The organism is Pseudomonas benzenivorans (genome assembly GCF_033547155.1).
GTDB classification, from domain to species: domain Bacteria; phylum Pseudomonadota; class Gammaproteobacteria; order Pseudomonadales; family Pseudomonadaceae; genus Aquipseudomonas; species Aquipseudomonas benzenivorans_B.
Genome location: NZ_CP137892.1, coordinates 4,055,331 through 4,079,471 on the forward strand (window position 1 = coordinate 4,055,331; position 24,141 = coordinate 4,079,471).

Annotated in this window: 19 protein-coding genes; 5 read left to right on the forward strand and 14 right to left on the reverse strand. The window is 67.6% G+C overall.

All coding sequences use genetic code 11. The features are described 5' to 3' along the window. Positions 1–18: 18 nt before the first annotated feature. Both SBP02_RS18815 and SBP02_RS18820 read right to left on the reverse strand, forming a co-directional pair. Positions 19–2,049: a methyl-accepting chemotaxis protein gene (locus tag SBP02_RS18815; protein ID WP_318643922.1), complete on the reverse strand. Its 2,031-nt coding sequence runs from the start codon at positions 2,047–2,049 to the stop codon at positions 19–21. A 221-nt stretch (positions 2,050–2,270) separates the two neighbouring features. Continuing rightward, positions 2,271–3,506 carry an HD-GYP domain-containing protein gene (locus SBP02_RS18820; protein ID WP_318646376.1) on the reverse strand — a complete coding sequence of 412 codons (1,236 nt, stop codon included), beginning with the start codon at positions 3,504–3,506 and terminating at the stop codon, positions 2,271–2,273. A gap of 169 nt (positions 3,507–3,675) precedes the next feature. Here SBP02_RS18820 and SBP02_RS18825 point away from each other — a divergent pair, with 169 nt between their 5' ends. Further along, positions 3,676–4,608, forward strand: coding sequence for an acyltransferase (locus SBP02_RS18825; RefSeq protein ID WP_318643923.1), 933 nt, complete (start codon positions 3,676–3,678; stop codon positions 4,606–4,608). A gap of 68 nt (positions 4,609–4,676) precedes the next feature. Here the strand turns inward: SBP02_RS18825 and fdhA are convergent, their stop codons facing one another. The 8 genes from fdhA to SBP02_RS18865 form a co-directional block, all read right to left on the reverse strand. After that, positions 4,677–5,876, reverse strand: a complete 1,200-nt coding sequence (gene fdhA / locus SBP02_RS18830) for a formaldehyde dehydrogenase, glutathione-independent (protein ID WP_318643924.1) — start codon at positions 5,874–5,876, stop codon at positions 4,677–4,679. A 174-nt stretch (positions 5,877–6,050) separates the two neighbouring features. After that, entirely contained in the window at positions 6,051–6,914 is an 864-nt protein-coding gene (purU, locus tag SBP02_RS18835) for a formyltetrahydrofolate deformylase (protein WP_318643925.1), read from the reverse strand. 118 nt (positions 6,915–7,032) lie between these two features. Further along, positions 7,033–7,668 (reverse strand): sarcosine oxidase subunit gamma, encoded by a 636-nt coding sequence (locus SBP02_RS18840; protein ID WP_318643926.1) that lies wholly within the window; start codon positions 7,666–7,668, stop codon positions 7,033–7,035. Positions 7,669–7,741: 73 nt separating this feature from the next. Continuing rightward, entirely contained in the window at positions 7,742–10,759 is a 3,018-nt protein-coding gene (locus SBP02_RS18845) for a sarcosine oxidase subunit alpha (RefSeq protein ID WP_318643927.1), read from the reverse strand. Next, on the reverse strand, positions 10,756–11,082 hold the full coding sequence (locus SBP02_RS18850) for a sarcosine oxidase subunit delta (RefSeq protein WP_318643928.1): 327 nt from the start codon (positions 11,080–11,082) through the stop codon (positions 10,756–10,758). The genes SBP02_RS18845 and SBP02_RS18850 overlap by 4 nt, the downstream gene beginning before the upstream one ends. Positions 11,083–11,137: 55 nt before the next feature. Continuing rightward, the gene (locus tag SBP02_RS18855; protein WP_318643929.1) at positions 11,138–12,388 is read right to left on the reverse strand and encodes a sarcosine oxidase subunit beta; all 1,251 of its coding nucleotides are present in this window, start codon (positions 12,386–12,388) and stop codon (positions 11,138–11,140) included. Between the two features lie 143 nt (positions 12,389–12,531). Beyond that, a complete protein-coding gene (glyA, locus tag SBP02_RS18860) occupies positions 12,532–13,785 on the reverse strand; it encodes a serine hydroxymethyltransferase (protein WP_318643930.1) in 1,254 nt (417 codons plus the stop codon). Between the two features lie 211 nt (positions 13,786–13,996). After that, positions 13,997–14,710, reverse strand: coding sequence for a TraX family protein (locus tag SBP02_RS18865; RefSeq protein WP_318643931.1), 714 nt, complete (start codon positions 14,708–14,710; stop codon positions 13,997–13,999). Between the two features lie 178 nt (positions 14,711–14,888). Here SBP02_RS18865 and SBP02_RS18870 point away from each other — a divergent pair, with 178 nt between their 5' ends. From SBP02_RS18870 to fusA, 4 genes are all read left to right on the forward strand, one after another. After that, positions 14,889–15,932 (forward strand): threonine aldolase family protein, encoded by a 1,044-nt coding sequence (locus SBP02_RS18870; RefSeq protein ID WP_318643932.1) that lies wholly within the window; start codon positions 14,889–14,891, stop codon positions 15,930–15,932. A 978-nt stretch (positions 15,933–16,910) separates the two neighbouring features. Next, complete coding sequence (gene sorT, locus SBP02_RS18875; protein ID WP_318643933.1) at positions 16,911–18,098, forward strand: SorT family sulfite dehydrogenase catalytic subunit; 1,188 nt, start codon at positions 16,911–16,913, stop codon at positions 18,096–18,098. Then, positions 18,085–18,429, forward strand: a complete 345-nt coding sequence (gene sorU, locus SBP02_RS18880) for a SorU family sulfite dehydrogenase c-type cytochrome subunit (RefSeq protein WP_318643934.1) — start codon at positions 18,085–18,087, stop codon at positions 18,427–18,429. The genes sorT and sorU overlap by 14 nt, the downstream gene beginning before the upstream one ends. Before the next feature lie 112 nt (positions 18,430–18,541). Next, positions 18,542–20,590 (forward strand): elongation factor G, encoded by a 2,049-nt coding sequence (gene fusA, locus SBP02_RS18885; RefSeq protein ID WP_318643935.1) that lies wholly within the window; start codon positions 18,542–18,544, stop codon positions 20,588–20,590. 301 nt (positions 20,591–20,891) lie between these two features. Here fusA and SBP02_RS18890 read toward each other — a convergent pair whose 3' ends face one another. The 4 genes from SBP02_RS18890 to gstA form a co-directional block, all read right to left on the reverse strand. After that, complete coding sequence (locus SBP02_RS18890; protein WP_318643936.1) at positions 20,892–21,236, reverse strand: hypothetical protein; 345 nt, start codon at positions 21,234–21,236, stop codon at positions 20,892–20,894. 112 nt (positions 21,237–21,348) lie between these two features. Beyond that, on the reverse strand, positions 21,349–21,885 hold the full coding sequence (locus SBP02_RS18895) for a dihydrofolate reductase family protein (protein ID WP_318643938.1): 537 nt from the start codon (positions 21,883–21,885) through the stop codon (positions 21,349–21,351). A gap of 190 nt (positions 21,886–22,075) precedes the next feature. After that, positions 22,076–23,260, reverse strand: a complete 1,185-nt coding sequence (locus tag SBP02_RS18900) for a hypothetical protein (protein WP_318643939.1) — start codon at positions 23,258–23,260, stop codon at positions 22,076–22,078. 144 nt (positions 23,261–23,404) lie between these two features. Then, the gene (gene gstA / locus SBP02_RS18905) at positions 23,405–24,013 is read right to left on the reverse strand and encodes a glutathione transferase GstA (RefSeq protein ID WP_318643940.1); all 609 of its coding nucleotides are present in this window, start codon (positions 24,011–24,013) and stop codon (positions 23,405–23,407) included. Between the last annotated feature and the right edge of the window lie 128 nt (positions 24,014–24,141).

Genomic DNA, 24,141 nt, shown 5'->3' on the forward strand with positions numbered 1-24,141 from the left:
AGCGGGGCGCCGCGCGGCTCAATCCAACTGGAACCGCCCGGTGTTCTGCGCCAGGCCGTCGCTGCCACGGCGCAGCTGCTCGGCGACGCCGCTGACCGCCTGAGCGCCGTCGAGCAGGGCGCTGGCCCCCTGGTCGACCTGCTGGATATTGCCGCTGACCTCATCGGCGGTGGCCGCCTGCTGCTCGGCGGCGGTGGCAATCTGCGCCAGGCGGTCACTGACCCGCTGCACCGACTCGACGATGCCGGCCAGGTCCTCGCCCATGGCCAGCACGCTGCCGACGTCGCCTTCGGCCTGGCGTACGGCCTCCTCCATCAGGGTCACCGATTGACCGACCACCTTGTGCAGGTTGGCCACGGTCTCGGCGATTTCGGCGGTGGAGTTCTGCGTGCGCTGGGACAGCGAGCGCACTTCGTCGGCGACCACGGCGAAGCCGCGACCCTGGTCACCGGCCCGCGCCGCCTCGATCGCGGCATTGAGCGCCAACAGGTTGGTCTGCTCGGCGATGCCCTTGATCACGTCGACCACCCGGGTGATCTGCTCGGTCTGCTCGCGCAGCTGCTGCAGGGTCGCCGCACTGCTGCCCAGGCTGCTGCTCAGCTGGCGCATGCTGGCGCTGGTGCGCACGCTGCGCTGGTTGCTCTGGTTGGCGATGTCGCGGGTGTGCCCGACCTCGGCCGCCGCCGCTTCGCAGCTCTGCGCCACGCTCTGGGCGGTGGCGGCCATCTGCGTGGCAGCCGCGGCGATCTGGCTCACCTGGCCGCGCTGCTGCTCGACCGCGGCCAGGGCATCCTGGGCCTGGCGGCTGAGCGACTGCACCGTGCCGCCGAGCTGCTGACTCTCCTGATCGACCCCCTGCAGCGAGCCGCGCAGCTGGTCCACCGCGGTGTTCAGGGCCAGGGCGATGTTCGCCAGCTCATCCGCGCCGTGCACCTGCATCTGCACGCGCAGGTCGCCAGCGCGCAGGCCCTGGGCCGCGTCGATGATCCCGGCGGTGCTGCGGCGGATCGAGGCGTTGAGGCACAGCAGCACATAGAGCGCCAGCGCCGTCAGCAGGCCGAACACGCCGATCGCCCGGAACATTTCCTGTTGGGCCTGCTGGCGGTAGTCGCCCAGGCTCGCGGCGAACTGCCGGTACAGCGCCTGCTGCAGGTCGACCAGCTGCACCTGCAGGGCGTCCACCCGCTGCACGAACTGGTCGGGACTCAGGGTCATGGGATTGGCCTCGAACATGCCACGATCGATCTCGGCGAGGAACGCCTGCAGGCCCTGCTCGGCGGCGGTGAAGGCCGTCAGCAGTGGCTCGGTGGCCGGCGTGCGCAACTGAGCGAGGGTCGTACGCGCCTTGACCAGTTGCGCGAGCGACTCGTCCAGGCCACGGCGCAAGTCGCGAACCAGCACCCGGCTCTGCAGGGTGAAATGCTGCGAGACCACCGCGCCATAGCCTTGGCTGGCGAAGCTGCCCAGGCTCTCCAGCAGGCGCGGCAGGGTGAAGGTCAGCTGCTCCATCATCAGGTAGCTGTCGAGCTGGGGGTCGAGAATCAGGCCACTGTCGGTGGCCAGCTGCTCGCGCAGGGTCGTCAGCTGCATCAGGGTGCTTTGGTAACGCTCCAGGGCGTCGGGTAGCGCCAGCTTTCCCACTTCGGCCACCGCCAGGCCCGCGCGCAGCTGTTGCAAGGCGGCCAATTGCTCACGGGCCTGGGCGCTCGAGGGCGCGCCTGCCCGCTGGCGCACGGCGTGCTGCAGGGCCTCGTCGAGGGCTCCGGCACGCTGTCGCAACAGCGCCTCGGCTGGCTGGTCGGTGCCCTTCCAGCGCGCCAGCAGGGTGCGCTGCTCGAGCAACGCCAGCTGCACCGCCCCCAGCGCCTGCACGCCCTGCATGCCCTCGAGCTCGCGGTCGAGCAGCGTCAGCCGCGCCAGATGGTCGCTGCTGATCACCCACAGCGCATAGCCCAACGGCAACACGAACAAGACAAACAACAGCTGGAATTTGCGCGCGAAGCTGAAGCGCTCCAACAGGCGAACGCCTGGCGTGAGTATTCCGGTCATAGCGACACCTCGTCGAGTCCCCCGCATCCCGACAGCGAATGCGTCAACGAACCCCTTGAAGCAAGAATCACGCCGCGCAACTGGCGTCAGTTCGCTGGCACCTGCCTGCAGCATAGGCCAGGCCATGTCGATGCGACGCTGGAGCATCGAGGATACTGCGCGGCAGGCCACGACCCATCGCGGAGCCGAACGCGGGAACCGAGGAGGAAGGCGCGGCCGGATCAGCCCTGCGGCAACCCCGTCCAGAGTTCATCGAGGTTGCGAAAGCCCCAGTCGGCGGCCGACTCGCGACCGACGATGCGCTCGCGGCCGACGAGCTTGCTCAGGTCGATGACCTCCTGGGGGATCGGCTGCTTGCTCTTGGCCGAGAAGAACACCTTGACCATCGGCGTCAGCAGCGACTGTTCGTGCTGCTCCAGCACCACACCCAGGCGCCCGCTCTGCAAACGCACCAGCGAGCCGGTGGGGTAGATGCCCACGGTTCTGACGAAGGCCTGAAACACCCGCTCGTCGAAGTGGCCCTTCCAGCCGGCCATCTTGCGGATCGACTCGGCGGGCTCCCAGCCGGCCTTGTAGGGGCGATCCGAGGTGACCGCGTCGTACACGTCGCAGACCGCCGCCATGCGCGCCAGCAGGCTGATCTGTTCGCCTGCCAGGCCATGGGGGTAACCGCTGCCGTCGACCTTCTCATGGTGATGCAGGCAGACGTCCAGCACCAACGCACTGACCTGCTGGCTGTCGACCAACAGGCGGGCGCCGGCCTCGGGGTGCTCACGCATGGTGGCGAACTCGCTGTCCGTGAGCTTGCCCGGCTTGTTCAGCACCGCCGGGGGGGTGCACATCTTGCCGATGTCGTGCAGCAGCCCGGCCATGCCGGCCTCGCGCACCAGCGCCTCGGACAGTTCGAGCTGCCGCGCCAGGGCGATCATCAGCGCACAGACCGCCACCGAGTGCATATAGGTGTACTCGTCGGCATGCTTGAGACGCGCCAGGCTGATCAGCGCATTGGGCTGGCGCAGGATGGAAGCGGAAATTTCATCGACCAGCTCCCCCGCCCGACCGACCTCGATGGCCCGGCCCATGCGCGCGTCGCCGAACATCGCCATCACCGCGCGCTTGGAGCTGTCGCACAGCCTGGCCGCCCGCTGGAGCTCATCCTCCAGGCCGCGCTGGGCGACCTTCCGCCCCCCCTCCGTGACCGCAGTCGGCGCGGCGGCGAGCAAGACCGCCTCGGTCTCGGCCTGGACCTGCTCGACCGTCTCGCCGCTCGGCAGGTCCAGCCCCTTGCCGGTGTCGATCCACACCTCGCGGATGCCGCTGTCGAGTATGCGTTGTCGGTCCTTGTCGCTGCCCAGGCGGAAACGGGTTTTCCAGAACGGGTGCTCCATCCAGGAGCCGCACAGTTCATGGATGTACATGCCTACGAGGAGTTCGGTGACGGGAATGCGTTTGAGCACGGCAACGACCACGGCGAGGACCAATGATCGGCATAAGCATAAGCCATTGCCGAGGATGGCACCGCCCAGGCCCGGGCTTTTGTCGCGCACAGCCGGTGCGGCGGCTTGGACGCCGCGACCGGCCTGCTTATCATGGCCGGACCCACGCCGCGCACCACAAGGAGTTGCCATGCGCCGCCTGCTGACCGGCCTCTGCGTCACCCTGCTGCTTCTGCTCAATACCCTGGTGCTGATCGGCCCGCTGCTGCTGATCGCCCTAGGCAAGTTCGCCCTGCCTGGCCGGGCCGCCAAGGCCGCCTGCTCGCGCGGGGTGATGTGGGTGGCCGAGACCTGGGCGGAACTGAACAAGCTGATCTTCGCCGCCCTGCTGCCGACCGAATGGGACATTCGCGGCGGCGCCGAGCTGCGCCAGGACACCTCCTACCTGGTGATCAGCAACCACCAGTCCTGGGTCGACATCCCGGCATTGGTCCAGGCGTTCAACCGCAAGACGCCCTACTTCAAGTTCTTCCTCAAACAGCAATTGATCTGGGTGCCCTTTCTCGGCCTGGCCTTCTGGGCGCTGGACTACCCCTTCATGAAGCGCCATTCCAAGGCCCTGCTGGCCAAGCACCCGGAGCTGGCGGGCCAGGACCTGGAGATCACCAAGCGCGCCTGCGAGAAGTTCCGGGACTTGCCGGTGACCGTGGTCAACTACCTGGAAGGCACCCGCTTCACCCCGACCAAGCATGCCGAGCAGGGCTCGCCCTATCGCTACCTGCTCAAGCCCAAGGCCGGCGGCGTGGCCTTCGTCCTGGCGGCCCTGGGCGAGCAGCTGGACGCGGTGCTGGACGTGACCCTGGTCTACCCGGGCACGCGGATTCCCGGGTTCTGGGCGCTGATCAGCGGCCAGGTGCCCAGGGTGGTGGTGGACATTCGCACCCACGCCCTCGACCCGGCGCTGTACCAGGGCGACTACCAGAACGACCCGGCGTTCCGGCGCCAGATGCAGGACTGGGTGACCCAGTTGTGGCGCGAGAAGGACGAGCGCATCGCCCGGTTACGCGAGGAGCTGCGCGGCGAGGCCGCCCCCCTGGGCGAAGCCCAGCGGATGGGCGAGTAGCCGGGCCGACTTTCGTTTCGGCATAAAAAAGGGCGGCCCAAAGGCCGCCCTTTCTTTCGCCCCTAGACTCAGGCGGCGCTGAACAGCTTGTGCGGATCCATGACGAATTTCTTCGGCACGCCGGCATCGAACTCGTGATAGCCCTTCGGCGCGTCGTCCAGGCTGATCACTTCGACACCGACCACTTCGGCGATGTTGATGCGGTCCCACATGATCGCCTGCATCAGTGCGCGGTTGTACTTCATCACCGGGGTCTGGCCGGTGTGGAAGCTGTGCGACTTGGCCCAGCCGAGGCCGAAGCGGATGCTCAGGGCACCCTTCTTGGCGGCGGCGTCGACTGCACCTGGATCGTCGGTGACGTACAGGCCGGGGATGCCGATGTTGCCGGCGACGCGGGTAACCTGCATCAGCGAGTTGAGCACGGTGGCCGGAGCCTCGTGCTGGGCGCCGTCATGGCCATGGCCGCGGGCCTCGAAGCCCACGCAGTCGATGGCGCAGTCGACTTCCGGCTCGCCCAGCAGGGCGGCGATCTGTTCGTGCAGCGGAATGTCCTGGGACAGGTCGGCGATCTCGAAGCCCTGGGCCTTGGCATGGATCAGGCGGACCGGGTTGACGTCACCGACGATGACCACGGCGGCGCCGAGCAGGCGTGCCGAGGCGGCGGCGGCCAGGCCAACCGGGCCGGCACCGGCGACATAGACGGTGCTGCCCGGGCCGACGCCGGCGGTGACGGCGCCGTGGTAGCCGGTCGGCAGGATGTCGGACAGGCAGGTCAGGTCGCGGATCTTCTCCATGGCCTTGTCGCGGTCCGGCAGCTTGAGCAGGTTGAAGTCGGCGTAGGGCACCATCACGTATTCGGCCTGGCCACCGGTCCAGTCGCCCATGTCGACATAGCCGTAGGCGCCGCCGGCGCGAGCCGGGTTGACGGTCAGGCAGACGCCGGTGTGCTGTTCCTTGCAGCTGCGGCAACGGCCGCAGGCGACGTTGAACGGCACCGACACCAGATCGCCGATCTGCAGGTGTTCGACGCCGGGCCCCTTCTCGATCACCTCGCCGGTGATTTCGTGGCCCAGCACCAGACCGACCTGAGCGGTGGTACGACCACGCACCATGTGCTGGTCGGAACCGCAGATGTTGGTGGATACCACCTTGAGGATTACAGCATGGTCGATGCGCTTGCCGCGCGGATCCTGCATTTTCGGATAGTCGATCTTCTGTACTTCGACCTTGCCTGCGCCGAGGTACACGACACCACGATTACCGGACATAGGGTGTTCTCCTTTGTTGTTGTGAATACAAAGGCGCGGTCATTGGCCGCGCGGCCTTGCACTGGAGCTTGGGTTTGTCGCCGGAGTGACCGCGTGAAGGCAGTGCGGTAATACCGCTCCGGTATTGCAATGGCGCTGGGTCATGCCGGCGTCCGGCAAACCCCGCGCACCTATTTACGCGTGCAGCACCACGGTGCGGTTGGCGTTGAGGAACACCCGCCGCTCGATGTGATAACCGATGGCCTTGGCCAGGGTCAGGCACTCGATGTCGCGGCCCTTGGCGATCAGGTCTTCCGGGTAGTGGGCGTGATCCACCGACTCGACGCCCTGGGCGATGATCGGCCCCTCGTCGAGGTCGTTGTTGATGTAGTGGGCGGTGGCGCCGACCATCTTCACGCCCTTCTGGTACGCCTGGTGATAGGGCTTGGCGCCCTTGAAGCCCGGCAGCAGCGAGTGGTGGATATTGATCGCCCAGCCGTCCAGCTTGCGGCACAGCTCCGGCGACAGCACCTGCATGTAGCGGGCGAGCACCACCAGTTCGGCGCCGGTGTCCTCGATCACCTGCAACACCTTGCGCTCCTGCGCCGGCTTGTCGTTGGGGTCGAGGGGGAAGTGGTAATAGGGGATGTCGTGCCAGCGCGCCAGGGGTTCCAGGTCCGGGTGGTTGGACACCACGGCGACCACGTCCATGGCCAAGTGGCCGATGCGCTGACGGTAGAGCAGGTCGTTGAGGCAGTGGTCGGCCTTGGAGACCATCAGCACCACCTTGGCCCGATAGCCCGGCGGCGTCAGCTCGGTGTGCATGTCGAAGGGCGCCAGACGCTCGTCGAGAGTCGCGCGGAAGGCCGTCTCGTCGAAGCCGGCCGGGGCGCGGAACTCGACGCGGATAAAGAAGTGTGCCGACAAGCGGTCATCGAACGAGTGATGCTCGGTGACGTAGCACTGCTGCTCATAGAGCAGTCGTGTCACCGCATCGACGGTGCCGAGCACGCTCGGACAGTGGGCGGTGAGAATCCAGGTATCAGGCGTGCGGCTCATATCGATCTCCAATGCACAGGGCAGCAGGGTGGCGTTGAGCGAAGCGATGGCCAGCGGCCGTCTCAGCCGATGTCAGGCGCGCAGCCGCGGGTACCGTCGCTGCGCGCCTCATCCCAACCTATTCCTTGATCGCCAGGCCGTACTCGGCGCTGGCATCCTGCAGCCACAACCAGACGTAGTCGGAGAAGCTGCGGCGCACCAGCAGTTCCCAGGTGTCTTCACCGGTATGGCGGATCACCAGCTGGCTCTTGGCGAAGGCGGTGCCGACCGCCTTGCCGACCGGGAAATTGCTCGGGTGCACGTCGTAGATGCTCGACTTCATCAGCACTTCGCGGGCCTTGGGGCCGGAAAGTTCCAGCACGGTCTGGCCGCCGCTGACGTTGACGATGGCGATGTGCTGGCCTTCGAGGGCCGCACGCAGTTTCTGCTCAGTGGCGAACTCCTCGCCGCTCGGCACGATCAGCAGCCACTCGTCGGGGGACAGCCACTGCAGCGAGATCTCGCCCTTGGCCACCAGGGTCAGGGCCACCGGCAGCTCCAGGCCCAGGGCCTTGTGCACGCCACCGGCGAACTGGGCATCGTCGGCGTCGCCGCGCAGGATCAGGTGGCCGAGCAGTTTCTTCTCGCGCAGGGTCACCCCGGCGTTGCTCTTGTTCTTGCCCTTGCGTGCCAGCTCGTCGAGACCGGCGTGGAACAGCGGGGATTCGGCCTGGCCGGCATCGGGGCGCTGCTTGTAGACGTTGATCGCGGTCATGTTGTTAACCTGTCGCTAAAGTCTGATTGACCTCTGGGACCGCCGAACGGCCCCAGGGTTGGGTACTGGAGACTCAGATGTTCTGCCGCTCGCCCTTCGGGTCGTAGAACACCGGGCTGCAGATCTCCGCCTCGATCACGCTGCCATCGACCAGCGGCGCGAATACCCGCTCGCCCATGCGCTTGAGACCGCCCTTGACCAGGGCCATGGCGAAGGAGTAACCCATCGCCGCGCTCATGTAGCTGGAGGTCACGTGACCGACCATGGTCATGGGGATCGACTGCTTCGGGTCGAATACCAGCTGCGCGCCTTCCGGCAGCACCTTGTTCGGGTCGACCGGCTTGAGGCCGACCAGCTGCTTGCGGTCTTCACGCAGGCAGTCTTCGCGGTTCATGCCGCGCCAGCCGATCCAGGAGAACGGCTTGTTGCGGCCGACGCACCAGCCCATGCCCAGGTCGTCCGGGGTCACCGAGCCGTCGGTGTCCTGACCGACGATGATGAAACCCTTCTCGGCGCGCAGCACGTGCATGGTCTCGGTGCCGTAGGGGGTCAGGTCGTACTTCTTACCCGCCTCGACGATCTTCTCCAGCACGCCCATGGCGTAGTCGGCCTGCACGTTGACCTCGTAGCTCAGCTCGCCGGTGAAGGAGATGCGGAACACCCGGGCCGGCACGCCGCCGACATTGCCTTCCTTCCAGGTCATGAAGGGGAAGGCGTCCTTGTCCAGGTCGATGTCGGTGACCTCGGCCAGCAGCTTGCGGCTGTTGGGGCCGGACAGGGTCAGGGTCGCCCAGTGGTCGGTGACCGAGGTGAAGTACACCTTCAGCTCCGGCCATTCGGTCTGGTGGTAGATCTCCAGCCATTCCATGATGCGTGCCGCGCCACCGGTGGTGGTGGTCATCAGGAAGTGGTTGTCGGCCAGACAGGCGGTGACGCCGTCGTCGGTGACCATGCCGTCTTCCTTGCACATCAGGCCGTAGCGGGCCTTGCCCACGTCCAGCTTGGTCCAGGCGTTGCTGTACACGCGGTTGAGGAACTCGCGCGCATCCGGACCCTGGATGTCGATCTTGCCCAGGGTCGAGGCGTCGAGCATGCCCACCGAGTTGCGCACGGCCAGGCACTCGCGGGCCACGGCGGCGTGCATGTCCTCGCCGTTCTTGGGGAAGTACCAGGGACGCTTCCACTGGCCGACGTCCTCGAACTCGGCGCCCTGGGCCAGGTGCCAGCGGTGCAGCGCGGTGTAGCGCTTGGGATCGAACAGCGGGCCGACGTTGCGTCCGGCTACGGCACCGAAGGTGATCGGCGTGTAGTTCGGGCGGAACATGGTGGTGCCCATCTGCGGGATGCTGATGCCCATGGAACGGGCGGCGATGGCCAGACCGTTGATGTTGCCCAGCTTGCCCTGGTCGGTACCGAAGCCCAGCGCGGTGTAGCGCTTGACGTGCTCGACCGACTCGAAGCCCTCGCGGGTGGCCAGCTCGATACCGGCCGCGGTGACGTCGTTCTGCAGGTCGACGAACTGCTTCGGCGCCCGTGCGGTGGACTTGTCGTGGGGCACCTGGAACAGCGCGACGGCCGGCTCCTCGGTACGCTTCTCGGTCTTCGGCAGCTTGCCTTCCACCGCCTTGAAGCCGGCCTCGGCCGCAGCCGAGGCGCCGGCCTCGAAGCCGTTGGCCAGGGCGTCGCCGAGGGCGAACACGCCGTTGACGGCGCCGGCGCACAGGCGCTTCTGGAAGCCTTCACCGGGGACGAAGGCGAGGATGTCTTCGCGCCACTCCGGACGACCGCCGAGGTGCGAGGCCAGGTGCACCACCGGGCTGTAGCCGCCGGAGCTGACGATCAGGTCGCAGTCGAGCATCTCGCCCGGGCTGGTGACCTTGTGCTTGTTCAGATCGATGGCGCAGACCCGCGCACCGGTGACCCGCTTGCTGCCGCGTGCCTCGACCACGGCACTGCCGGTGAGGACGCGCACGCCACGCTTGCGCGCCTCCTCGACCCAGGTACCGCGCGGATTGCTGCGCGCATCGGCGACGGCCACCACCTGCTGGCCGGCATCCAGCCAGTCCAGGACCACGCGGTAGGCGTAGTCGTTGTTGGTCGACAGCACCAGCTTGCGGCCCGGGGCCACGCCGTAACGGCGCACATAGGTGGACACCGCGTCGGCCAGCATGTTGCCGGGCACGTCGTTGTTGGCGTACACCAGCGGACGCTCGTGGGCGCCGGTGGCCAGGACCACGCGCTTGGCCCGCACGCGGTGCATGCGCTGACGCACCTGGCCCATGGGCGCGACTTCGCCGAGGTGATCGGTGAGGCGCTGGTGGATGGTGAGGAAGTTGTGGTCGTGGTAACCGTTGACCGTGGAGCGCGGCAACAGGGTGACTTCGCGCATGCCCTGCAGCTCGGCGATGGCCGCGGCAGCCCAGTCGGCGGCCGGCTTGCCGTCGAGGGTCTCGCGGGTGGCCAGCAGGCTGCCGCCGAATTCTTCCTGTTCGTCGGCGAGGATCACCCGCGCGCCGCTACGGCCGGCGGCCAGGGCCGCGGCCAGGCCGGCGGGGCCGGAGCCGACCACCAGCACGTCGCAGTGCTGGTTCATGTAGTCGTAGCTGTCCGGGTCGTTTTCCCGCGGCGAACGGCCGAGGCCGGCGGCCTTGCGGATGTACTTCTCGTAGGTCAGCCAGAGGTTCTGCGGGTACATGAAGGTCTTGTAGTAGAACCCGGGCGGCATCATCTTGCCGCCGACCTTGCCGAGGATACCCATCAGGTCGGTGTTGACGTTCGGCCAGCCGTTGGTGCTGGTCGCCACCAGGCCGTTGTACAGCGCCTGCTGGGTGGCCCGCACGTTGGGCACCTGCGCCGCCTCGGTGGAGCCGAGCTGCAGTACGGCGTTGGGCTCTTCGGCGCCGGCGGCGACGATGCCGCGCGGGCGCGAGTACTTGAAGCTGCGGCCGACGATGTCGACGCCGTTGGCCAGCAGTGCTGCGGCCAGGGTATCGCCGGCGAAGCCCTGGTAGCTCTGGCCGTTGAAGGTGAAGGTCAAGGGCTGGCTGCGGTCGATGCGCCCACCCTGGGAGAGACGATTGACCTGGCTCATGCGCTTACTCCTTGGCCGGCAGTCTTCTTCGCGGCAACGCTGGCCTCAGTCACGCTGGGACGCTCGCCGATCTTGTAGGTCTCGAGGATTTCGTAGCTCACCGTGTGGCGAGTGACGTTGAAGTACTTGCGGCAGCCGGCGGCGTGCACCCACAGCTCGTGGTGGATGCCACGCGGGTTGTCGCGGAAGAACAAGTACTCGCCCCACTCCTCGTCGGTGCAGGCATTGGGGTCCAACGGGCGCGCGATGTGCGCCTGGCCGCCGGCGTGATATTCCTCTTCGGAACGCAGCTCGCCACAGTGGGGGCAGAAGATATGCAGCATGGTCGGTACCTCCAGAAAACATTCCTCCCTCTCCCGTCGGGAGAGGGGGCCAATATCAGTGCGCCACCCCGGCCGCGCCGTGTTCGTCGATCAGCGCGCCGGTGTGGAAGCGCTCGATGGCGAACGGCTTGGCCAGCGGGTGCATCTCGCCCTTGGCCAGGCTCGCGGCGAAGACATGGCCGGATCCCGGGGTGGCCTTGAAGCCACCGGTGCCCCAACCGCAGTTGAAGAACAGGTTCTTCACCGGGGTCTTGGCGATGATCGGGCAGGCGTCAGGGGTGGTGTCGACGATGCCGCCCCACTGGCGGTTCATGCGTACCCGCGAGAGGATCGGGAACAGCTCGACGATGGCCTGCAGGGTGTGTTCGATGGTCGGGTAGGAGCCGCGCTGGCCGTAGCCGTTGTAGCCGTCGATGCCCGCGCCGATGACCAGGTCGCCCTTGTCCGACTGGCTGATGTAGCCGTGTACGGCGTTGGACATGATCACGCTGTCGATGATCGGCTTGATCGGCTCGGACACCAGGGCCTGCAGCGGGTGCGACTCCAGCGGCAGGCGGAAGCCGGCCAGTTTGGCCATGTGCCCGGAGTTACCGGCGGTGACCACGCCGACGCGCTTGCCGCCGATAAAACCACGGGTGGTCTCCACGCCGATGCAGGCGCCGTTTTCCTTGCGGAAGCCGATCACCTCGGTCTGCTGGATCAGGTCGACGCCCAGGGCGTCGGCGGCACGGGCATAGCCCCAGGCCACCGCGTCGTGACGGGCGACGCCGCCGCGGCGCTGCAGGGAGGCGCCCATCACCGGGTAACGGGTGTTCTTGCTGCAATCCATGAACGGGATCATTTCCTCGACCTGCTTGGCGTCGAGCACCTCGCCGTCGATGCCGTTGAGGCGGTTGGCGCTGACCCGGCGCTCGATGTCGCGCATGTCCTGCAGGGTGTGGCCGAGGTTGAACACGCCGCGCTGGGAGAACATGACGTTGTAGTTGAGGTCCTGGGACAGGCCTTCCCACAGCTTCATGGCGTGCTCGTACAGCAGCGCCGACTCGTCCCACAGGTAGTTGGAACGCACGATGGTGGTGTTGCGCGCGGTGTTACCGCCGCCCAGCCAGCCCTTCTCGATGACCGCGACGTTCTTCACGCCGAACTCTTTGGCCAGGTAGTAGGCAGTGGCCAGGCCGTGGCCGCCACCGCCGACGATGATCACATCGTAGACCGGCTTGGGCGTCGGGTTGCGCCACATGCGCTGCCAGTTCTCGTGGTGGCTGAAGGAATGCTTGAGCAGGCCGAAGCCGGAATAACGTTGCATAGGGATGCTCCTGAAATCTGTTCCCCGGGCCCGCCGCGAGGCGGGTTAGGGTTGAGGGAACGCTTGCGGGCCTTGGCGTGGCTACTGCCCGCCGCCTCCCTCATCCACCCGGCGGACTCGGCGCCCGCCGGGAAAGGAAAAACTCAACGATAGACCGGGTAGTCCGCGCACAGCCCAGCAGCCAGCTTAGCCACCTGGGCCTCGACGTCGGCATCGCCGAGGTGGTCGAGGACATCGCAGATCCAGCCGGCCAGGTCGACGCACTGGGTTTCCTTGAAGCCGCGGGTGGTGACCGCCGGGGTGCCGATGCGCAGGCCCGAGGTGACGAACGGCGACTGCGGGTCGTTCGGCACGGAGTTCTTGTTGACGGTGATACCGACGCGACCCAGGGCGGCGTCGGCGTCCTTGCCGGTGATGCCCTGCTTGATCAGGCTGACCAGGAACAGGTGGTTGTCGGTGCCGCCGGAGACCACGTCATAGCCGCGCTCGACGAACACCTTGGCCATGGCCTGGGCGTTCTTGATCACCTGGGCCTGGTACTCCTTGAACTCAGGCTCCAGGGCCTCCTTGAAGCACACCGCCTTGGCGGCGATCACGTGCATCAGCGGGCCGCCCTGGGCGCCGGGGAACACCGCGGCGTTGAGCTTCTTCTCGATCTCCGGGTTGGCCTTGGCCAGGATCAGGCCGCCACGCGGACCGCGCAGGGTCTTGTGGGTGGTGGTGGTGACCACGTCGGCGAACGGAATCGGGTTCGGGTACAGGCCGGCGGCGACCAGGCCGGCGACGTGGGCCATGTCGACGAACAGCAGCGCACCGACCTTGTCGGCGATGGCGCGGAAGCGCGGGAAGTCCAGGGTCTTGGAGTAGGCGCTGAAGCCGGCGACGATCATCTTCGGCTTGTGCTCGACGGCCAGGCGCTCGACTTCGTCGTAGTCGATCAGGCCGGTGGCGGTGTCCAGACCATACTGCACGGCGTTGTACAGCTTGCCGGAGGAGCTGACCTTGGAACCGTGGGTCAGGTGGCCGCCGTGGGCCAGGCTCATGCCCAGGATGGTGTCGCCGGCGTTGAGCAGGGCCAGGTAGACGGCGCTGTTGGCCGAGGAGCCGGAGTGCGGCTGGACGTTGGCGAAGTCGGCGCCGAACAGCTGCTTGGCGCGGTCGATGGCCAGCTGCTCGACCACGTCGACGTGCTCGCAGCCGCCGTAGTAGCGCTTGCCCGGGTAGCCTTCGGCGTACTTGTTGGTCAGGCCGCTGCCCTGGGCCTGCATGACGCGCTTGCTGGTGTAGTTTTCCGAGGCGATCAGCTCGATGTGATGCTCCTGACGCGCTTCTTCGGCGTTCATCGCCGCCAGCAGTTCGTCGTCGTAGCCCTGGATTTGGTCTTGTTTGCTGAACATCGCTGATCTCCTGCGGCGCCACGCTGTAGCGCATCGGTGTGGAAACGGGAAGGGGGACCCCTTGTGGAGCCGATGGTATGACTCACCCCAAACCTTAAGATGCCTATGTACGCCACAGGGGATTGCGTTTGCGACATGCCCCTGTCGGTCATGCGCATGCGCCGTCCCAGAGGCGTTCCCGGCCGCCCCCTGCGACAGCCCGTCGCAGGCTCTAGCGCAGGTATTCGCGCAGCATCGCCAAGGCCAGGAAATGGCCCGGATAGAAACCATAGGCCCAGCGTCGCACCGGCGCCACCGCGAACCCCAGAGGCCGACGCAGCAGGCAGATTCCGACCAACGGTGCCAGGGCGCAGGCCGCGACGACCGCCAGGGCGAAAACGTCGCCGCGCCACGCATCGCCATACAGCGGCGGCCAGTAGTTGGCCAGCAGGCACAGCAACGGCGGCCACGGCCAGGCATGCCGGGGCCGGCGCAGCGCCTGGACGAACGCCGCCGGCAGCAGGACTCCGGCGGCGCCGAACATCAGCCAGGGGTGGGCCAGCAGTGCCAGCAACAGCACGCCCAGGCCGGGCCAGCGCGGGCCGCGCGGCCGCTCCAGGGCATGGGCGAGCAGCAGCCCCAGCGCCAGGGTCGGCAGGATGTTCAGGGTCTGCGGCGCCGGCACCAGCAGCCGGTAGGGCCATTCGGACAGCAGGGCGAAGCCCAGCAGCAGGCCGAGATAGCGCAGCGGCAGCGGCTGACCGGGCGCCAGCCGGCGCAGGTTGACGGCGATGGCCAGGCAGAACAGCGGGAAGGCCAGACGCCCGGGCACATACAACCAGTACAGCTGCGGCCAGACGTAGCGCAGGTGATCGAGCAGCATGCTCAGCAGCGCCAGCCACTTGAGCAGGTCGAGGGCGGTATCCCGCGGGGAAGAGGACGGCATCGGCATGGGCAAGCGGGTCGCGCGGCGGGCCTGGGACGACCTTAGCCCAGGCCCGCCGGACATGCCGCCGAGCGTTCACCACGACACCCCATCGGCGGCTGCCGCTTCGGCGCCAGCCGGAGGTAGAGTAGCGACATACGCCGGCCCCCTCCGGCGCCTCGATAAGAAGGAACTTGCAATGCCCGATTCGTCCCAGCAATTCGCCAGCGACAACTACTCCGGCATCTGTCCGGAAGCCTGGGCCGCCATGGCCGAGGCCAACCACGGCCACGACCGCGCCTATGGCGACGACCAGTGGACCGTCCGCGCCGCCGACCACTTCCGCCGCCTGTTCGAAACCGACTGCGAGGTGTTCTTCGCCTTCAACGGCACCGCGGCCAACTCCCTGGCCCTGGCGGCCCTGTGCCAGAGCTACCACAGCGTGATCTGCTCGGAGACCGCCCACGTCGAGACCGACGAGTGCGGCGCCCCGGAGTTCTTCTCTAACGGCTCCAAGCTGCTGCTGGCCAAGACCGAGAACGGCAAGCTGACCCCCGCCGCCATTCGCGAGATCGCCCTCAAGCGCCAGGACATCCACTACCCCAAGCCGCGGGTGGTCAGCCTGACCCAGGCCACCGAGGTCGGCACCGCCTATCGCCCCGAGGAGATCCGCGCGATCAGCGCCACCTGCCGCGAGCTGGGCCTGAAGCTGCACATGGACGGCGCGCGCTTCGCCAACGCCTGCGCCTTCCTCGGCTGCTCGCCGGCCGAACTGACCTGGCAGGCCGGGGTCGACGTGCTGTGCTTCGGCGGCACCAAGAACGGCATGGCGGTGGGCGAGGCCATCCTGTTCTTCAACAAGGAGCTGGCCGAGGACTTCGACTACCGCTGCAAGCAGGCCGGCCAGCTGGCCTCGAAGATGCGCTACCTGTCGGCGCCCTGGGTCGGCCTGCTGCAGAACGACGCCTGGCTGCGCTACGCCGGCCACGCCAACCGCTGCGCACAGTTGCTGGCCGAACTGGTCGAGGACGTGCCGGGGGTCAGCCTGATGTTCCCGGTGGAGGCCAACGGGGTGTTCCTGCAGATGGCCGAGCGCGCCCTGGAGATCCTGCGCGCCAGGGGCTGGCGCTTCTACACCTTCATCGGCGCCGGCGGCGCACGCTTCATGTGTTCCTGGGACACCGACGAACAGCGGGTCAGGCAACTGGCTGCGGATATCCGCGCCGCCATGACCCCGGCCTGAGCCCCGCCACCGCCCGCTGCGGGTAACGGACGGCGCGCACGCCAGTTACCCACGGCGGCGGTGGATCAAGCTGTGGATAAGCTGTATGGCGAAGCCTGCAGGGCAGGCCCGCCGCGCGCCTCCGCACATCGATCATTTCATGAGCGATTTCAGCTACTTAGCCAATGGCTTACGCACAGATACTGTGCAGGGCTGGGTAGACAAGCTGTGGATAGATGAGCGCGAGCCGCGGCTGGCAAGGCCTGCGGAAGCCTGTACATTTTCCGACCAGCGGCACCGGGTCGAACCGCCACCGGCTTGCGCCACGCGTCCGCCGAACAGGCCGCTCCCTTTTGTCCACAACGGCTGTGGATGAAGCTGTGGGCAGACTGTATAGCGAAGCGCCCGGCCCAGCACCGTCGCGGGCTGCCGGGAATCGATCATTTTTTCAGCAAAATCAGAAACTTGGATCGTGACTTAAGCACAGAAACTGTGCACCGCCCTGTGCATAAGTTGTGCGTGCCTCGCCACGGGCCGCCACCCGCGGTGCCTGCGGCCGACTGATCAGGGATTGCCCAGCCCGTCTCGAGGCGTTCGGCCCGGCCCCAGGGGCGGCGGCTTGCGCCATGCCCGGCCGGCGCCAGGACGCCTTACCCACAGAGGCCGTGGATGCTTCTGTGGACAACCTGTCGAGACGCTGTACAGACAGGGCTGCAGCCCTGGCCACCCGCGGCCTGGCGCATTCCGCTCGTTTTTCGAACAACCCCAGCCGTTCCCCCACGAAGCGCCGCCAGAGACCAGGCCTGCGGCACACGACCGTCCTGGTGCAACACCTAGGGCTATGCTGGCTCTATCCAAACGGCGCCGCGCGCCTGGATAGTGGCCAGGGTGCGTCACCTCCTGTCGGGGCTGACGCGCCACTGGACCCGGGGTTCGCCGGAGCCAGGAGCCCTCCTGGACCGCGCGACTTGCCACTCGCCCGAACAAGGGAGAACGCAGATGAACGACACTTTCGATCCGCGCCGCCGCCAGGTGCTGCTGGGCAGCGCCGCGACGCTGGCCTCGACCGGCCTGCTCGGCCTAGCCCCGCTGGCCCTGGCCGCGGAAACGCCACTGCCGGATTACGTCAACTGGAAGACCCCGGAGGCGCTGGTGGTGCACAGCGCCCAGACCCTGGAGACCCGACGCGACGCCATCGGCACCAGCATAGTGACCTCCAACGAGCAACTGTTCATCCGCAACAACCTGCCGGCGCCGCCCTCTGCCATAGTCGCCGACCGCGATGCCTGGACGGTCGCCTTCGACGGCGTGAAGAACCCGCGCAGCCTGACCCTCGGCGAGCTCAAGACCCTCGGCGTCACGACTGTGGCCAGCGTGCTGCAGTGCTCGGGCAACGGCCGCGCCTTCTTCGATCACGAGACCAGCGGCACCCAGTGGCAGACCGGCGCCGCCGGCTGCGTGCTGTGGAGCGGCGTACCGCTGAAGGCCGTGGTCGAGGCCCTGGGCGGCGCGCTCGACGGTCGCCCCTATATCACCAGCACCGGCGGCGAGGAGCTGCCGGCCGGCCTCGACCCGAAGAGCCTGGTGGTCGAGCGCTCGGTGCCGGTGCGTGCGCTGGAACAGGCCCTGCTCGCCTGGGAGCTGAACGGCGAGCCCCTGCCCCTGGCCCATGGCGGCCCGCTGCGCCTGGTGGTGCCGGGCTACTACGGGGTGAACAACGTCAAGTACGTCAAGCAGGTGGCCTTCACCGCCGAGCAGACCGACGCCAAGATCCAGGCCTCCGGCTACCGCATCCGCCCGGTCGGCCAGGGCGGCGCGCCGGATCAGCCGTCGATGTGGGAGATGAACGTCAAGTCCTGGATCACCCAGCCGCTCGCAAAGGCCAAGGCCGGACGCGTCGCGATTCAGGGGGTGGCCTTCGGCGGCGCCAAGGCGGTGCAGGGCGTCGAGGTGTCGCTCGATGGCGGCAAGAGCTGGCAGGCCGCGCCCTTCGTCGGCCCGAACCTGGGTCCCTACGCCTGGCGCCCCTTCGTGCTGATCGTCGAGCTCAAGCCGGGCAATTACAGCCTCATGAGCCGGGCCACCGACGTCGAGGGCAACGTCCAGCCCGAGGATGAACTGGTGAATGAACGCGGCTACGGCCACAACGGTTGGAGGGATCATGGTGTCGAGATTGCGATTGTCTGAGGCGGTGGGACTGCTCCTGAGCCTGGCCCTGGGCGGCGCGCTCGGTCCGGCGCAGGCGGGCGAGGCGGACACGGATGACGCCCGCTTCACCCTGGGCCGCCAGGTGTTCACCGAACAGGCGCAACCGTCCTGCTCGCTGTGTCACAGCCTGCAGGACGCCGCTGCCGCCGGCGCCATAGGCCCCGATCTGGACCAGCTCAAACCCAGTGCCGAGCGGGTGATGGCCGCGGTGCGCGGCGGTGTCGGGGTGATGCCGGCCTTCGCCGCCTCGCTCAGCGCCGAGCAGATCGAGGCCGTGGCCCACTACGTGGCGCGGGTCACCCAGCCCTGAGGCCGGCTCGAACGCTCCTCGCCTCACCGAGGCGGGGAGCGATCCCCCCTTTCCCCGTCCCGGCCCCGGTCGCCCTGCCTATACTCAGGACACTCGGGATTGGGAGGCTGCCATGGCCAACTATACGGTCGACGCCATTCGCACTGTTGCCCTGGTCGGCCAGGCCGACAGCGGCAAGACCAGCCTGGTCGAGGCGCTGCTGCAGCGCAGCGGCGCCATCGCCAATCAGGGCACCCTGGAGCGCGGCGACACGGTCTGCGACTTCGACCCCCTGGAGCGCGAATACCGCCACTCCCTGGCCTCGGCGCTGGCCCACTGCAACCATGACGGCACCGAGATCAACCTGATCGACACCCCCGGCTACCCCGACTTCATCGGCCAGGCCATCGCCGCCCTGGCCGCGGTGGAAACCGCCCTGGTGGTGGTCAATGCCCAGAGCGGCATCGAGCTGAGCACCCGGCGGATGATGGACCTGGCCGGCGAGCGCGGCCTGTGCCGGATGCTGGTGGTGAACAAGATCGACGCCGAGCGGGTCGACCTGCCCGGGCTGCTCGAGGAACTGCGCGAAGCCTTCGGCAAGGAGGTGCTGCCGCTCAACCTGCCGGCCGACGGCGCCAGCCGGGTAGTCGACTGCTTCTTCAACCCGGAGGGCGCGGCCGACTTCTCCTCGGTGGCCGAGGTGCACCAGGCCCTGGTCGACCAGGTGGTGGAGGTCGACGAGGCGCTGATGGCGCGCTACCTGGAGCAGGGCGAGATCGCGCCGACGGAACTGCACGCGCCCTTCGAACAGGCCCTGCGCGAGGGCCACCTGATCCCCCTGTGCTTCGTCTCGGCGCGCAGCGGCGCCGGGGTCGGCGAGCTGCTGGACATCCTCGTGCGCCTGGCGCCCAACCCCGCCGAGGGCAACCCGCCGCTGTTCCTCAAGGGCGCTGGCGAGGCGGCCAAGCCCTTCCGCTCGCGGCCGGAGCCGCAGCGCCATGTGCTGGCCCATGTGTTCAAGGTGGTGATGGACCCCTTCGTCGGCAAGCTCGGCATCTTCCGCGTGCACCAGGGCACGCTGCAGCGCGACATGCAGCTGTTCATCGGCGAGGCCAAGAAAGCCTTCAAGGTCGGCCATCTGCTGCGCCTGCAGGGCAAGCGCTACGAGGAAGTGGTGCAACTGATACCCGGCGACTTCGGCGCGGTGAGCAAGGTCGAGGAGCTGGAGTTCGATGCCGTGCTGCACGACTCCCACGACGAGGACAGCATCCGCCTCAAGCCCCTGGCCTTCCCCGCGCCCATGCAGGGGCTGGCCATCGAGGCCAAGCGCCGTGGCGACGAACAGCGCATCGCCGAGGTGCTGCACCGCCTGCTCGCCGAAGACCCCTGCGTCAGACTCGACTACCACCCCAGCACCCAGGAAACCGTGCTGCGCGGCATGGGTGAGCTGCACCTGCGTTACCTGCTCGACCGCCTGACCAGCACCTACAAGCTCGAGGTGCAGACCCAGCCGCCCCGGGTGCCCTACCGCGAAACCATCACCCGCGCGGCCGAGGGCCATTGCCGGCACAAGAAGCAGACCGGCGGCGCCGGCCAGTTCGGCGAGGTGTTCCTGCGCGTCGAACCCCTGCCCCGGGGCGCCGGCTTCGAGTTCGTCGACACGGTCAAGGGCGGGGTGATTCCCGCGCAGTTCATTCCCTCGGTGGAGAAAGGCGTGCGCTCGGTGCTGGAGGCCGGACCGCTGGCCGGCTACCCGGTCGAGGACCTCAAGGTCACGGTCTACGACGGCAAGAGCCACGCCGTCGACTCCAAGGACATCGCCTTCCAGGCCGCCGGGCGCAAGGCCATGCTCGACGCCCTGCGCGCAGCCCGTTGCATCGCCCTGGAGCCCATCGCCAACATCGAGATCACCACCCCGGAGAGCAAGCTCGGCGACATCACCACCGACCTGGTCGGGCGCCGCGGTCAGGTGCTCGGTAGCGAAGCCCAGGCCCAAGGCCTGGCGCTGGTTCGCGGCCAGGTGCCGCTGGCCGAGCTGGACGGCTACGGCGGCCGGCTCAAGTCGATCACCGCCGGGCAAGGCGCCTACAGCCTGGAGCTGAGCCACTACAGCCCGGTGCCACAGGACGTGCAGCAGCGCCTGGCGGCCAGCCACAAGGCGACGGATCAGGAAGACGACTGAACCTTGGCGGTCGACTCGCCTCGACCGCCCAGCTATCCAGAAATCTGGTGGACGAGGCTGTGGATAAGCTGTGTGGACAAGCGTCCAGCGCAGTGCCACCGAGGGCTCCCGCCAATCGGACAATTTCTGAACGATTTCAATCAGCTAGCCATAGGCTTAAGCACAGATTCTGTGGGCCTTGCTGTGGATAAGCTGTGCCCAGGGCGGCGCGGCCCAGTGCCACCGCGGGCCGGCCTGCGCTGTACGTTTTTCGTTCGCTCCGCAACGGCCTCACGGGGGTGATGGAGAGGCCCTGGCAGGCTTAACGGGCCAGGTGCCAACGGTGCAGCATCCGATGCAACAGCGGACTGAGCAGGATACCCACGGCCACCAGGAACAGGGTGTCGGCGAACAGCCCGTAGCAGGCCGCGAACCAGGCCAGCGCCGGAGCGTCGCCAGCGCTGACCGGCCCCAGGCCGCCGAGGATCGACAGGGCATTGAGGCCGGCCTCGGTCAGGGGCAGACCGGCGACCAGGTGGAAGCCCAGGACCCCGGGCAACAGCGCCACCAGCAACACCCCGCTGGCATAGAGGAAGAAACGCAGCAGGCGCAGGCTGAATACCAGGCCGTGAGCCAGTTCCTCGTCGAATTTCTCGAAATGCTGCATGTCGTGCCGTCCCTTGCGCCTGTGCCGATTGAGTCCCGGTGGCGGGCCGGGACTGCCGCTGCCGGCGATTGTCCCAGAACGCCGGCGCTGCGACGAGTCGCGGCGGCGTCCCTCAGCCCAGGCGCCGGTAGCGGCTCTGCACCAGGCCGTTGGCGAAGGTGCGGGTGCCGAGATGGCGCCAGCGGATGTCCTGCTCCAGGGAGCCGAACAGCGCGACCCCCGCACCGATCAGGATCGGCACCCGGGTGATGATCAGCTGCTGGATCAGGCCGGCCCGCAGAAAGCCCTGGATGGTCTGTCCGCCATCGATATAGAGGTGCTTGGCCCCCCGCTCGGCCAGACGCTCGACCAGCTCCACCGGGGGACAGGCCATGACCTCGACGCGGCCGGCCAGGTGCTCGGGAATCTGCAGTGCCTGGCGGCTGAGCACCACCACCGGGGTCTCGCCATAGGGCCAGTCGTCGAAGGTCAGCACCTGCTCGTAGGTGCAGCGTCCCATCACCAGGATGTCGACCGTGTCCATGAAAGCCTGGTAGCCGTAATCCTCGCCATCCTCGGCGATGCCGTTGGCCGGCAGCCAGTCCAGCTCGCCATCGGAACGGGCGATGTAACCATCGAGGCTGGTGGCGATATAGACGGACGTTTTCATCCCTTCCTCCTCGCACCGGGGAACAGCGGGTGCCTGACTTCCGGAAGACTCCTGACGGTTGCACGCCGTACCAGGGGGCCAGCCCCTAATTTAGCAGCCTGCAGCGGCCCAGGCTCGGCGAGCCGCCCAGGGGCGCACCGGCACCGGACAAAGAAAAGCCGCGCCCGGAGGCGCGGCTTGGGCATGCGCCTCAGGCTACCTTGCGGGCCTGGGTCGGGACATTGTTGTAGTACTCGATGAGGCCGAAGTTCTGCCCGCTGGCCAGGACCGCCTGTACCTGGGCCGCGTTCATGCCGTACTCCAGCTGCGCGTTGTTGACCTGCAGGTCGAGCTGCAGCGAGCCGGCCTGGGCATAGGCGGCGTTCCATTCGGCGATGGCCTGGTTCAGGTCGTTGAGCACCGCGTCGAAGTTGCTGCCGCCGGCATCGGCGAGGGCGCTGCGGATATCGGTGATCGCGGCGTTGACGTCGCTCTCCAGGGTTTGCCACTCGGCCAGGATAGCCTGCAGGCTGGTCTCGATGGCCTCGCTCTGGCTGGCCAGATCGGCGAAGTTGCCCGCCAACACATGCAGGGTGGCGACATCGGCGGTGATACCGGTGATCTGCCCGAGCTTGGCCTGGATGCTCGCCTGGTCGGCCTTGATCTTCTCGGCATCGAGGGCGATGTAGGTGCTGGCCACCGCCACCGCCGGGCCCAGCACGAACCACACCGCGGCCCCCACCGGCCACAGGGCGATGGTGGCCGCGACCCCCAGGGTGATGGCCACGCCATCGGCGATGCCGAGGGCGACGATGGCGGCGGTCAGGCTCTTGATGTCGGCCTTGAGCTGGGCGATATCGGCGTTGAGCTGGTCGATCTGCGCCTGGTCGGCATTGGCGTCCTGGGTCGAGCGGTCGGCGATGCTCTGCAGCTGCCTGGCCATGTCCGGCAGGTTGTCGCGGCTCTGCTGCAGCGCGCTGATGGCCCCGGCGATGAAGCTGGTGACCAGGGCCAGCTGACTGCTCAGGGCATTGAGGTCCTGGTTGAGGGTAGCCAGCGCCGTGGGGTTCGAGGGTTGCTCGATCAGGGTCTGCGCCTGGGCCTTGGCGTCCTGCAGCACCTGGGTGATGACGCCGTTGTAGCCGAGCACTTCCTGGGGCACGTCGAGCAGCCGGGCCATGACGTTGTTGACCCAGTTCAGGGCGTCGCCATTGGCCTGCTCGTAGGCCGAGATGAATTCGTTCCAGTCGGGCGGGTTCTGGTTGAGGGTGGGCAGGCTGGAGGTCAGCACGCTGGTCATCAGCGTGTTGACCTCCACCACGTTCTGCTTGTAGCTGGCCTGGGCCTCGGCCAGGGAGCGGGCATTGCTGCGAATGGCATGGGCGAGCGAGTGCATGATGCGATCCTCCTTGAGGGTGTTGCGGCGTGTGTTCCATCACTGCCCTCAAGGGTAGATCAGTCTCTGGGCGGCAAAATACCGATTGGCGTTAAACATTGCCCCGGCAAATAGCGCGGGCAGCTATGCCCTGGCGACCGGCCCTCAGGCGGCCAGCCCTTCGGCCTTGAGTGCCGCCTGCACGGCCGGACGGGCGGCCAAGCGCACCAGGTAGCCATTCAGCTCGGGACAGTGACTGATGTCCAGACCGAGGTAGCCCGCCCAGCTGGCCACGGTGAACAGATAGGCGTCCGCCGCGCTGAAGGCATCGCCGGCCAGGTATGAACGCCCCTGCAACTGGGTCGACACCCACTGCAGGCGCCGGCGCAGGGTCTCCCCGATGGCCGCCTTGGCCGCCTCGTCCAGGGCCGGGTTGAACAGGCCGCCGAAGCCCTTGTGCAGCTCGCTGGTGATGAAACCCTGCCATTCCATGACCCGATAGCGAGCCATGCTGCCGGCGGCCGGCATCAGGTCGACGCGCCCGGCACGGTCGCACAGGTATTGATTGATCACCGGCCCTTCGCTCAGGTAGGAACCGTCGTCCAACTCCAGCAAGGGCACATAGCCCTTCGAGTTGAGGCGATAGTAGTCGTCGCCGTGCTCGGTCTTGTGGGTCGCCAGGTCGACCCGTTCGAGGCTGAAGGCCTGGCCGATCTCGCGCAGCACGATGTGCACGGCGAGCGAGCAGGCACCCGGGGAGTAGAAGAGTTTCATGCTGAAGGCTCCGCATCAGGACCGATGGGGCGCAGGTCAGGCAGTGGCATCCCAGCCGGGACCACCCACGTCGAGTACGACCGGGCCAACACATGGGGCGCGCTATGAGGCGGGCTGCTGGGAACCGA